This is a genomic window from Alkalihalophilus pseudofirmus (assembly GCF_029094545.1).
Classification (GTDB): domain Bacteria; phylum Bacillota; class Bacilli; order Bacillales; family Bacillaceae_D; genus Alkalihalophilus; species Alkalihalophilus pseudofirmus.
The window spans coordinates 3265347-3278073 of sequence record NZ_CP117835.1 but is presented as its reverse complement, the minus strand read 5'-3'; the positions used below and the strand labels follow the sequence as shown (position 1 = coordinate 3278073).

9 protein-coding genes and 1 other annotated feature are annotated in these 12727 nt (G+C 40.0%); of the genes, 4 read left to right on the top strand and 5 right to left on the bottom strand.

What is annotated here, in order from left to right; genetic code table 11:
* Window positions 1-8: 8 nt before the first annotated feature.
* Window positions 9-641 carry a GNAT family N-acetyltransferase gene (locus tag PQ478_RS17345; RefSeq protein WP_289234975.1) on the bottom strand — a complete coding sequence of 211 codons (633 nt, stop codon included), beginning with the start codon at window positions 639-641 and terminating at the stop codon, window positions 9-11.
* A gap of 221 nt (window positions 642-862) precedes the next feature.
* Here PQ478_RS17345 and acsA point away from each other — a divergent pair, with 221 nt between their 5' ends.
* On the top strand, window positions 863-2578 hold the full coding sequence (gene acsA, locus PQ478_RS17340; protein ID WP_289234974.1) for an acetate--CoA ligase: 1716 nt from the start codon (window positions 863-865) through the stop codon (window positions 2576-2578).
* Between the two features lie 115 nt (window positions 2579-2693).
* Here acsA and PQ478_RS17335 read toward each other — a convergent pair whose 3' ends face one another.
* Window positions 2694-5624, bottom strand: a complete 2931-nt coding sequence (locus tag PQ478_RS17335; RefSeq protein WP_289234973.1) for a transglycosylase domain-containing protein — start codon at window positions 5622-5624, stop codon at window positions 2694-2696.
* Window positions 5625-5828: 204 nt separating this feature from the next.
* Window positions 5829-6035 (top strand) — a binding site (T-box leader).
* A gap of 93 nt (window positions 6036-6128) precedes the next feature.
* Between PQ478_RS17335 and tyrS the strand changes: the two genes are divergently transcribed.
* Window positions 6129-7373, top strand: a complete 1245-nt coding sequence (gene tyrS, locus PQ478_RS17330; RefSeq protein ID WP_012960096.1) for a tyrosine--tRNA ligase — start codon at window positions 6129-6131, stop codon at window positions 7371-7373.
* 98 nt (window positions 7374-7471) lie between these two features.
* Here the strand turns inward: tyrS and rpsD are convergent, their stop codons facing one another.
* Window positions 7472-8074 (bottom strand): 30S ribosomal protein S4, encoded by a 603-nt coding sequence (rpsD, locus tag PQ478_RS17325; protein ID WP_012960062.1) that lies wholly within the window; start codon window positions 8072-8074, stop codon window positions 7472-7474.
* Between the two features lie 485 nt (window positions 8075-8559).
* On the opposite strand from rpsD, the gene PQ478_RS17320 reads away from it, so the two are divergent.
* Window positions 8560-10446, top strand: coding sequence for a sensor domain-containing diguanylate cyclase (locus PQ478_RS17320; RefSeq protein WP_289234972.1), 1887 nt, complete (start codon window positions 8560-8562; stop codon window positions 10444-10446).
* 47 nt (window positions 10447-10493) lie between these two features.
* Here the strand turns inward: PQ478_RS17320 and PQ478_RS17315 are convergent, their stop codons facing one another.
* Window positions 10494-10973, bottom strand: coding sequence for a GAF domain-containing protein (locus PQ478_RS17315; protein ID WP_289234971.1), 480 nt, complete (start codon window positions 10971-10973; stop codon window positions 10494-10496).
* A 263-nt stretch (window positions 10974-11236) separates the two neighbouring features.
* Between PQ478_RS17315 and refZ the strand changes: the two genes are divergently transcribed.
* Window positions 11237-11887 carry a forespore capture DNA-binding protein RefZ gene (refZ, locus tag PQ478_RS17310; protein WP_012960059.1) on the top strand — a complete coding sequence of 217 codons (651 nt, stop codon included), beginning with the start codon at window positions 11237-11239 and terminating at the stop codon, window positions 11885-11887.
* Here the strand turns inward: refZ and hisJ are convergent.
* Window positions 11879-12703, bottom strand: coding sequence for a histidinol-phosphatase HisJ (gene hisJ / locus PQ478_RS17305; RefSeq protein WP_289234970.1), 825 nt, complete (start codon window positions 12701-12703; stop codon window positions 11879-11881). The two genes, refZ and hisJ, sit on opposite strands and share 9 nt — an antisense overlap.
* Window positions 12704-12727: the final 24 nt, after the last annotated feature.

Here is a 12727-nt window from a genome sequence, read left to right as displayed (position 1 = left end):
TTCCTGTATTAGTACATAAAGCGATTTTGAAAGCGCAGCTGATCAAACTGTTGGATCGAATCGGTGTCTATTCTCTTTCCAATACGAGCCATTAAACAGTTGGCAGGATGAGAACTGATTTCTGGATCATCTGTTGCATACCACTCGAGTCCACCAGCATTCATCATCTTTTCCATTACTTTTCGATATTGCCATACATCGAGGCCGCTTCCTTTTAAATCCCAATGCCAATAATATTCTGTTGTAATCACGATATAATCTTCCATCGCATCATCCATCATAGAAAGGCGCAGCAGGTTTTTTCCGACTTGTGCACCACGGTATTTTGGAGCAATTTCAATAGCTCCAAGTTCAATTAAATTTTCCATCTTTCCTTCTGACCAACGTTCCATCGGGTCAGGGTAAACAAATGTAACATAACCAACAATTGTATTTCCGTCGCGTACAACGTTAATTCGTCCCTCAGGCAGTTTTGCAATACCGATTAACGCTTTCTTTTGTTCAACTGAAGGTCTAAATGAAGTAAGGTCTTCATGAAAATCATAAGAAGAAATTTCTTCAGCTGAGATAGGGCCTTCAAGTAATAATGTCCCTTCAGAGTATGTTACTTCCATAGAGTAATACGTTTTAGGATGATCCATTTTTGTGTAACCACCTTTTGCCAAGCAGATTCGTCTTTATTATACATGATAACGTTATCAAGATGAGAGAGTTCAAGAAATTTTCCGAAATTATTCTATTAGATAAGTAAATTACGACAAGAATATACAAGAATTCCCTTTACTATTAATTTTAAATTGAATAAATTTTCAGTCTGTATTATAATAGAGTAGAAAATACATAATAGAGAGGAAGATGTATAATGAATGTGCAAGCGCTTCCATCTGAAAAAGGGTTATTTAATTTAGAAAATTACGATGAGGCTGCAAAAAATTTCGACTGGTCAACGGTTGAAAAAGAATTCTCTTGGAGTGAAACGGGCAATGTGAATTTAGCTTATGAAGCAATTGACCGTCATGCTGAGGGAACAAAGAAAGACCACGTAGCTTTATATTATAGTGATGCTAAAAGAGATGAAAAGTATACGTATAATGATTTGAAAATTCAGTCAAATAAAGCAGGGAATGTCCTTCGTGATATTGGCGTAGAAAAAGGCGATCGAGTATTTATCTTTATGCCTCGTTCACCGGAACTCTATTTCTCTATTCTTGGAACAATTAAAGTGGGAGCCATTGTCGGACCGTTATTTGAAGCTTTCATGGAAGGTGCTGTACGTGATCGTCTTGAAGATAGTGAAGCTAGAGTACTGATCACAACACCTGCTCTACTAGAGCGTGTTCCTGTGGATGATCTGCCTAAACTTGAAAAGGTACTAATTGTAGATGAAGACGCAAAAGAAGAGGGTCCTTATTTAAACTTCTTTACTAGATTAAATGCTGCAAGCGAAGAGCTTGATATTGAGTGGGTAGACCGTGAAGATGGATTAATCCTTCATTACACGTCTGGCTCTACTGGAAAACCAAAAGGTGTCCTTCACGTACACAATGCTATGCTGCAGCATTATCAAACGGCTAAATGGGTTCTTGACCTTAAAGATGAGGATGTATACTGGTGTACTGCTGACCCGGGCTGGGTAACTGGTACATCATACGGAATTTTTGGTCCTTGGCTCGCAGGGGTAACTAATGTTGTTCGAGGCGGACGATTTAGTCCGACCGACTGGTACGACACATTACAGCGCTATAACGTATCAGTGTGGTACAGTGCTCCTACTGCATTCCGTATGCTGATGAGTGCTGGAGATGAGCTTGTAAAACAATACGATCTATCTTCTCTTCGCCACATCTTAAGTGTTGGGGAACCGCTTAATCCAGAAGTGGTTCGTTGGGGTATGAAAGTCTTCAACTTACGTATTCATGATACGTGGTGGATGACTGAAACTGGAGCTCAGCTTATTTGTAACTACCCATCTATGGAAATTCGTCCAGGGTCTATGGGTAAGCCGATCCCAGGAGTAAAGGCTGCCATTATCGATGACCAAGGAAATGAATTGCCTCCTAATCGCATGGGGAACTTAGCAATCCGTAAGGGCTGGCCTTCAATGATGCGTGCGATCTGGAACAACGAACCTAAATATAAGAGCTATTTTGAAATTGATGGCTGGTATGTATCAGGGGATTCCGCTTATATGGATGAAGACGGCTACTTCTGGTTCCAAGGACGTATTGATGATGTCATTATGACTTCTGGTGAGCGTGTAGGACCATTTGAAGTAGAAAGTAAGCTTGTTGAGCATCCTGCTGTTGCAGAAGCTGGTGTTATTGGTAAGCCAGACCCTGTACGTGGGGAAATCATCAAAGCATTTGTAGCTCTTCGTGAAGGATATGATGTTACTGATGAGCTTCAAGAAGATATCCGTAACTTCGTTAAAAAAGGTTTAGCAGCACACGCTGCTCCTAGAGAGATTGAATTCCGTAAGAGCTTGCCTAAGACACGCAGCGGTAAAATTATGCGTCGCGTACTTAAAGCGTGGGAACTTGATTTACCGACAGGTGATCTGTCTACAATGGAAGATTAATAAGCTGCACCGCTTGCCTTAAGGCAAGCGGTGTCTTTGTTGTATAACATCTTTCTAGACCCCAGCGATATGAAGGACAAAAAGAGCAAACTCAATTTGAGTTTGCTCCTCTCGTTTAATCATCATTTGTTGGCTCTTCTGGATCTCCAGGTTCTTCTGGGGGCGGTTGATTCCCGTTCCCGTTGCCATTGCCGTTTCCGTTTCCGTTTCCACTTCCATTGCCGTTCCCGTTTCCATCACTCTCACCATTTCCACCATCGTTATCATTCCCTCCATTTTGCTCGGAAGGAGGATCTTCGTCTGGTTCGCTTGGTTCAGTATCTGGTTCATCGGGCTCAGATGGTTCAGGTGTATCTGAATAATCGGCACCTTCAGCTTGAGAGGAAGAGGTTGATTCTCTCCCAGCTGTATCGATTGCAGTAACATAATAAGCAAATGATCCACCGTTTACTGTATAGCTTGTAGAACCATTGCCTTTCACATGCCCTACACGCTCAAAGCTGCTGCTGCCGTTAGCCGCTCGGTAGATACGGTAACCGACAATATCATTATCAGGATGCTTAGACCATGATAATGTTTGACCGTTTAATGATACTCCGCTGACTGCCCCAGGGGACCGTCCGTTATTTGGTGCATCTCGATCAGGGACAACCCCTTGCATAGAGTCAGGTAAATATTCACCTATATTGCTGACCCCAAAGACTGTATCAGGAACGGTCACTCCGACATCTGTAAATTCTTGCGGAGTCGAATCAAGTGCTAAATAGTTTTGACTGTTTATCGTAACATATCGTGCACTATCTAAATTATCTCCAGAACCAGGCTGGAAGTTAACATTAAATAAGTCTGACCGAACGAGTCCTGCTTGCTCACATAATGAGGTAGGAGCTTGACCTGTAATGCTGCAGACAGATCTGCGCACAATTCCTTCAGGCATAGCAAAGCTTTCACTTGGAGCCAATAAGTTTGGATTTTGATCATAAGCAGCATTGGCGATGTTAGCCCAAATACGCTGCGTCCTAGGACCATAACGCAACCCATTCACGACTCTATCGATCGGCTGGTTTTGACGGTAACCAATCCAAACGCCAAGTGTTACATTAGGGTTTGTAGCCACAAACCAAGAATCTCTGAATTCACCGGTCGTACCTGTTTTCCCAGCCCAATCAGCTGAGAATTTTAAGCGGCCGGGTACCGAGCTTGCTGTACCGCCAGCTCGCAAAACATCTCGCATCATATCAATGCTCAAATAGTTTGTTTGAGGTGTAAATACATTTACTTGTTTTATCTCGTGTTCAAATACTATGTCGCCGTCTGCTGTTTCAATTCGTTCAATCATAAACGGATCGGTTCGATTTCCTCCGTTGCCAAATGTTGAAAAGGCACTTGTATTTTGCTCAACTGTGACATCAAAGGCTCCCCCAAGAGCGGCAGACTCATAAGGCTGACTCTCATCATTTGGGGTGAATCCTAGATTAATCATCGTTTCTCGTAGTTGTTCATGTGGAACTCGTTGGAAAGAACGAACAGCAGGTATGTTACGAGAACGAGCCAGTGACTCACGTACAGAGATTAAGCCAGCATAACTATTATCAAAATTAGAATAAGGTTGTCCACCGCTATATGTGGCAGGCGTATCAGGAACTACGATGCCTGGCTGAATCACTCCAATTTCTAAAGCAGGCCCATAGGCTAGCAATGGTTTCATGGTAGAACCATTTGAACGGTAGGCTTGAGTCGCGTAATTGTAATGGTTTGTTGTTTCGCCTTCCCCGCGTCCACCTACAAAGCCTTTAATCGCTCCTGTATGATTTTCAATTAAGACAGCCCCGACTTCTTCTTGGTCATCACCCTTTTGTGGACCGAATAAGGAGTGGTCATTAACTGCTTCTTGCATCGCATTATATACATTTTTATCTATTGTTGTATGAATTCTAAACCCTTTTCGTCTTAGGTCTGCATCTGCTTCAGAGCGAAGATCAGTAAGAAACAATTGGCGCTCATCGCCTTCTAGTTCATTCAGCTCTTCTTGATGTTCTTCAAGTTTTTGACTGTAGAGAATATCACTAGCACGTCTCATCACTTCATGTGTTAAATACGGATATTCTTCAATCGGCGATGGCGTACGGTCTGTTAAATTTTCACGTAAATCAAATTCTAATGCTTCTTCGTATTCACGGTCGTTAATAAAACCGCCCTCATGCATTCGTCTAAGTACGGTTTGCATACGATTTAACCCCGGATCTAAATTCTCTTTCACCTCACCATTCCCGGTAAAAGGAGTGTAACCGAATGGACTTTGGGGTAAACCAGCTATGAAGGCTGCTTGCGGAATGGATAGATCTTTGGCATCCACACCAAATAACCCTTGTGAAGCTGCCTGAACGCCTGCCACTTGTCTTCCAGATGCATTACGTCCAAACGGAACGACATTTAAGTAGGCTTCTAAAATTTCTTCTTTTTCAAGAAAATGTTCTAGCCGCATAGCTAGTAAAATTTCTGTAGCTTTACGGTCAAAAGAGACTTCACTCGAAAGAACTTGCTGCTTAATTAACTGCTGAGTGAGTGTACTTCCGCCAGTTTGAACAGATGAATTAGCAACTTCTTGGAATGTAGCTCGCAAAATCGCTTTAGGGACAATTCCTTCGTGTTCAAAGAAGTGCTCATCTTCTGTTGCAATTACTGCGTTCTTGACATGGTCCGACATTTGATCTAAAGAAACCTGATGTCGTTCGAGCTCAGTAGGGAGCTCACCCAAGTACGTATCATCGGCAAAGAACAGCTGACTGGTTTCTTCATAGTCATAGATGTCTGTTACCATCTCATCTGGTGACCGAAGAGGCTCATCTTTAACTAGAGAAGCGAAATATCCAGCGGCAGTTCCTCCTATGAAAAAGATTGACATTAATCCCACGATCATAACAATTAGGAATAAATTCCAAAAAACTTGGTATGTAATGCCGATCTTTCGAAAGACTTGTTTTTCATGTAATGACTCTGAAAATAACCTCAGTTTTTGTTGCATTTGAGAGTAGAAACTCTTCATAGCAAACCTCCTTATTAAGTTCAAAGGCCCATAGTATCAGGCATTATAGCTAAAGAAATAATGTGTAAAATAATTGCATCTATAGCTAGAATATCAGCAATATTATAGCATAGGTTTACATAGGATGATATGTTTTTACAAAATCTAAGAAAGTCTGCGATTGACAACAAAAATAGAAATGTGGTAAAAAGAGAACAGTATATGTAAACAGCTTTGAAGGGTCGGAGTAGGTACTGTTTTACTTTTAAGAGAGCTGATGGCAGGTGGAAATCAGTAGGGAAGCAGTATTCGAATTACAGCCTGGAGCCAATTCTTGCGTAGCAAGAACGGTCATACCGTTATCATGTTGAGTGGAAGTTTATTTAGTGATAGCTTCAACAAGGGTGGTACCGCGAGAACCTCGTCCCTTTTTTGGGAGGAGTTTTTTTTATGTCCAATTTTAGATTAGATGCTTATTTCCAACATGATGAAAAAGGATTATTTAAATAAAGGAGGCAGCATGAAATGAGTGAAGAAACGAAGTTAACACTAGAACAAGAACAAGAGGTAGAACGTCAGTTAGAGATTCTAAAACGCGGCGTGGTAGAAATTACCCCAGAACATGAATTAAAAAAGAAGATTGAAAAATCGGTTCGTACAGGTAAGCCGTTAAAAGTTAAGCTAGGGATGGATCCGTCTGCGCCTGATGTTCACCTTGGACATACGGTTCCCCTGCACAAGCTGCGTCAATTCCAAGAACTAGGTCATGAAATCCAAATGCTTATCGGTGACTTTACCGGACGAATTGGTGATCCTACTGGGAAATCTGAAACTAGAAAGCAATTAAGTGATGAAGATGTAAAACGTAATGCAATGACGTATGTAGAGCAATACGGAAAAATTCTCGACATGGAAAAAGCAACGATCTATTACAATTCAGAATGGCTCAAAGCTTTATCATTTGAGGATGTTATCGGTCTATCTGCTAATATGACAGTAGCTAGAATGCTTGAGAGAGATGATTTTGAGAAAAGATATAAATCTGGTCAGCCGATCTCCATTCATGAGTTCTTCTACCCATTAATGCAAGGATATGATTCTGTGGCGTTAGAGTCTGATATTGAAGTGGGAGGAACGGATCAAAAGTTCAATCTTTTAATGGGACGTACACTTCAAGAGGCATATGGCAAAGAGAAGCAAGTAGCTATGACTTTGCCGTTAATTGAGGGGCTTGACGGAGAAAGAAAAATGTCTAAATCCCTTAATAACTACATTGGTATTGATGAGTCGCCAAATGAAATATTTGGTAAATCGATGTCGATTCCAGATGAATTAATGATTAAATACTACAAGCTGGCAACAGATATTCCTATGGATGAGATCAATGCTCTAGAAGAAGGGATCAAGAATGGTTCAGTACATCCAAGAGATGCAAAGATGAATCTAGGTGCTAAGTTTGTGGAAATGTACCATGGAAAAGATGCTGCTGATGAAGCAAAGAGCTACTTCCAAACAGTTTTTCAAAAGCGTACCCTCCCAACAGACATCCCTGAAGTGAAGTGGAGCGGGGAAGACGCTGTGTGGGTTGTGGAGCTGCTGGTTGAATTGAAGATGATGTCTTCTAAAGGAGAGGCACGTCGTATGGTTCAAAATGGCGGTGTTAAAGTAAATGAAGAAAAAGTAGAAGATGTTCAAGCCCAAATTAAAATAGAAGATGGACTAATCGTTCAAGTAGGTAAGCGTAAATTTGCTAAGCTTGTAACACATTAATAGAAGATAAAAAAAGAAGAACGGGGAATGCGTTCTTCTTTTTTTATTTAGTCAAATAAAAAAGACTCCGGGAGATCCCAGAGTCTTTTTTGAAGCGATTAACGAGAGTAGAACTCAACGATAAGAGCTTCAGTGATTTCAGCAGGAAGTTCAGAACGCTCAGGAAGACGGCTGAAAGTACCTTCAAGCTTCTCAGCATCGAATGTTACGTATGCTGGAGTGAAATCGTTAGCTTCAAGAGCTTCTTTAACAACGCTTAAGTCACGAGATTTTTCGCGAAGAGCAATTGTTTGACCAGGTTTAACACGGTATGAAGGAATGTCAACACGACCTCCATCAACCATGATGTGACCATGGTTAACTAACTGACGAGCAGCACGACGAGTACGAGCAAGACCCATACGGTAAACAAGGTTATCAAGACGTGACTCAAGAAGAATCATGAAGTTTTCACCGTGGATACCAGGCATTTTGCCAGCATCATCAAAGATACGACGGAATTGACGCTCATTCACACCAAACATGTGACGAAGCTTTTGCTTCTCTTGTAGTTGAAGACCGTATTCCGATAATTTTTTACGTTGGTTTGGACCGTGTTGCCCTGGAGCATACGGACGCTTTGCTAATTCTTTACCAGTACCGCTTAGAGAGATTCCTAAACGACGAGATAATTTCCAAGATGGACCTGTATAACGAGCCATAATAAGACTCCTCCTTGTTATTTTGATGTTGCAAAATAACAACCGATGGGTAATCTCTTTAATATGTTCATTTTGCCTTCATGCATCTTCGCTTCGACAGCTAGAAGTTACGTGATGCACCTCAGTTTGCAGCCGCTAATCGAGGAACAAAATGACCGGACATATTAAGTTTACCTAGGCTGTCGTATTTCACACAAATTCGAGTATAAGCTTAATAGGGGCGAAAGTCAAGAGGAAACAAGAAAAGGCGATTCTTGTGAAAATTGTCGGAAGGTTTTCAAAATAATATCGTGGAAAATAATAGTAATGTGTTATAAGTTGATTTATAATGACAGTAACAAATACCTAGAAGGTATAATTGAGAATGGTTTTTTTTGATTACATTATCCTATAGTTTGTGACATTTTCTCTAGATAAGCCTATATGAACCAGTAATATTTAAGAGTAAATTAAGTATTTTCCTATATATGGTGGTGTAAAAGTAGATGAATCCACGGAATGAAGTTACGGTTGGGGAAATGATGACTGTTGATCAATGGTTAAAAGGAGCAGACTATCAAATTAATTTCTATGCATTAGCTTCTTCTTACCATGCCCTCGCATTAAAAGTGGGTAAGCCTAATCATTTAGAGAAGATAGCCATTTATGAAAGAAATAATGAACAATTTGAACTCGTTAAAGGGGAAGAAGCAGATAAAGGTATACATCAGAATAATAAAGAGATCGAGAGCTGGTTCAAAAAGACTCATGATCATTCCATGAAAGTAGTAGAGGGCAGTTTAATTACCACTTCTCCAAGCTGGAATGTATGTATCTCCTTATACTATAAATCGATATTATATGGATTGATTATTCATACTTTCCCTACAAAAAAAGATGCAGATGCGTTTGCTGCAGGACACCTAGAGATGATTCCTTTCCAAACACTATTTGCCCAGGGCTATAATTGCTCGAAATCCACTACCGTCAGCATGAAGAGAGATCTTCTTTTGCAAGTAACAAAGAAGTGTCATGGATCTATGGATATAAACGAAGTATTAAAACAAATTATTACGGCTATTAATCAAGTATTCCCTAATTGGAATGTTCATTTATATTTAACGCATGAGTGGAAAATTGATCATGACCTATCAATTAAACCATTGGTGTATGGAATGGATAACCATAACCGATTGGCCGAGCATGCTTATTTAAAAGGAGAGCTCCAAATAGATAGAAATGAAAAACAACTGAATGTTTTTGCGCCGCTTAGAGGCAAACAAGCGGTTTACGGGGTCATAGAATTAGAGGCTGATACAGACATTGTCCTTCACACACATGACCTCGAGTTTATTAATGTCCTAGCGGATACTGGGGGAAACGCTTTAGAGAATGCCGAGCTTTATCAGCAGTCTAGAAACTTAAATCAAGATCTGCAGCTTATTAATCAAACATCCCACCAGTTAAATGAAAAATTAAGACTAAAAGATACAATTACCTTTATGACTCAACAGATTCTTGTATCATTTGGAGCTGAACAAGTAGGTTTTGTTCTCTTTGAAGAGGGAGAAATTACTGTGTTAGAAGGTAGTACACCTGTTTTCAATGACCCCTCACTCTTAAAGAAGCTCAACCCGCTGTTTATGGAGATGAAATACCATAGAGAACCGCAGTTTGTTGGGGACTCTAAAAGTCACAAGCTCTTTCAGCACTCTTATTATCGAAGTCTTTTAGCGGTGCCGATGATTCAAAGTGGAGTCTTAAAAGGTGTGGTTATCGTGCTGGATCAGAAGCCGTATTGTTTCAGTTACGATCATTTTAAGCTGCTGCAATCTCTCGCACATCACTCTACATTAGCTTTTACAAATGCTATGCTTCATGAGAAGTTAGAAAAACTCGTAATTACCGATCATCTAACCAGCTTATATTCTAGAAGTTATTTAGATCAGCAAATTAGAGCCTCGCTTGAAAATGATGGCTATGGGACGTATCTTCTATTTGATGTGGATAACTTTAAACAGGTTAATGATACACACGGACATCAAATTGGAGATGAAGTGCTTATTCAAGTGGCTAAGATTATGAAGGAAAATATTCGTGATGAGGATATTGCAGCAAGGTGGGGAGGGGAAGAGTTAGCTCTATATCTGCCAAAAGTCAATTTAGAAGATGCTAAAAAAATTGCCGTGCGCATCGTAGAAGCTGTTGAATATCAAACCGAGCCGCCTATTACGGTTTCATGCGGTGTCTCTTATTGGCATCATCATAAAGCTGCCCGCTCGCTAAAAGAATTAATTAAAGAAGCTGATGACGGGCTTTATACAGCCAAAAGGTTAGGTAAAAACCGGATTCATGTGGCTCAAGAGAGTTCTTCACTTAAAGAAGAAGCCTAAAAACATTCATTGTTTTTAGGCTTTATTTAATTTAACTATTATTTTGTTTATATGTGCCGTTCTAATTCTTCAACGAACGCTTCAAGATGTGTTTGATCTTCTTCAGTGAAACGATTTAGTATTGGACTGTCAATATCAAGAACCCCAACTAGATTACCATCTTTTATAATGGGGATCACAATTTCAGAACGTGATGCGGCAGCACAAGCAATATGTCCAGGGAAAGCATGAACATCTTCTATGCGAAGAGTTTTTCTCTCAGCTGCGCTCGTTCCGCATACACCTCTGCCAAGTGGAATACGTACACATGCAGGCAGCCCCTGAAATGGCCCAAGAACAAGCTCATTGTCTTTTAATAAATAGAAACCAACCCAATTTACATCATGCAAAAATTGACTTAATAGAGCACTTGCATTAGACAAATTAGCAATAAGGTCATTCTCTCCTGTTAAAAGAGCATTCAATTGCTTAGTAACTAATTGATAATTTGAAGCAAGATCTCCTTTATAAGCTTCTTGATTAAACATGGCGACTCCCCCAAGCATCTATAGAATTATAGAAAATAGTTTACAGCAAGAGACAAAGGAATACAAAATAATTCACTCTGAAAATACTGGAGGATAAAAAAGAGATTTGGTGGACGCTGTCATGTTATTGCCAGGATTCGTTTTATTGGGCTTTTTTTGTAGAAAAGTTTGACGGGAATGTCGAACAAATCAAAGAGGATCAATCAAAACAATAGAGAAGTAAAAGACTATAGCAAGCAGTTTATTGTTAAGGGGGAGAATGCATGAGTGAAACAACACGTGAGAAGATGAAAGAAGCAGCTGCCCGTTTATTTTATACACAAGGCTATCATGGAACATCGGTCCGTCACATTGCAGAACAAGCAAATGTAAATATTGCACTCGTATCTTATTATTTTGGTGGAAAAAAAGGGTTGTTTGAACTATTAATGACTGAATTTCTAGAAGGATACTTACAGGCAATGAAGGTGGATGAGGAAAAACTTAAAAACCAAGATGCTAGAGATCTGCTGTTAACCATGATGCATTCATTGTTATGCTATCAGCAGAAACATTATCATTTAGCTAGAATGGTACACAGAGAGATGACAATGGACTCGATATTAGTTAGGGAACTTATGTCCACGTATTTGAGGAAAGAAAAACATGATGTAGAGAAAATTATTAGAAAAGGGATGAGAGAGGGCAGGTTTATAGGGCAGCCAGTGGATTTTGTCTTAATTCAAATACGCGGAATGATTACACTTCCTTACTACTCGCCTCAGTATTTTAGAGAACTTTATCAGTTATCTACAACGGAACCTTATTTTATTGACCGCTATGCAGAGCATCTAGTGAGATGGATTGATTCATGCCTGTGCGGAATAAGCGAGCCACGAACCAATCGCATAATAAGCAGGGTGAATTTAGCGTAGAACAGGGGCAGAAAGAATATCCGTATCAAAAAGGGTATCAACCCCGGCAGCCATTCCCTTTACTTGATGAGCATCTGAACCATAAATTAATGGTATACCTAATTGATGAGCAAGAGATGCGATGTCACCAGGAGGATAGGTCACTCCGCATAAAGGCTTAAGTGTACCTGCCCCGTTATAATCAAGGCTGTAATTATGATCATTTATTAATTGGAGAATAGATGTGATATCCTGGCTGTGTAATTCAGTCGCAGGGTATTTTTTTTTGAATTTTTGACAAAGAGTAATATGGCCGATTCTAGTGGGTTTGTATGAACCCAGGTCAGATTTTACTGATTTTTTAACCGTCTCGTAATAATGTTTATATACTGCATCCGTTGAGCCGAGCAATGTTTGACACGTTAAAAACACATGAGGGCTATAATCAATACAATAATATTCGTTATTTATGTTAATAAAATGACAAGATAAAATGCTGTCATCTAGTTTTGGGCCCACCTCATTTAGAAAGGTCGTCGTTTCTTTCTCATATCCTTCAATGAAATCAACTTCCAGGCCGATTAATACAGATAGCTTATTCTTATAAAAAGATTTGACAGCTTGTAAATCCTCTATATAAGACGTCAGCTGGCCATAAGACATAGCGCTGTCCTGCTCTGGGGTAGGGTCAGTGAACCCTTCAGGAAGCGGGGCATGTTCTGTGAATGTGATGCCGGATAAACCATCGCTAATAGCTTGTTCGCAATAATCAGCAAATGTATCAGCTGTTCCATGCGGGCAATAAGGAGAATGGATGTGTCCATCGTGCTTGATCATGAATAAACCCCTTTCATACATAAG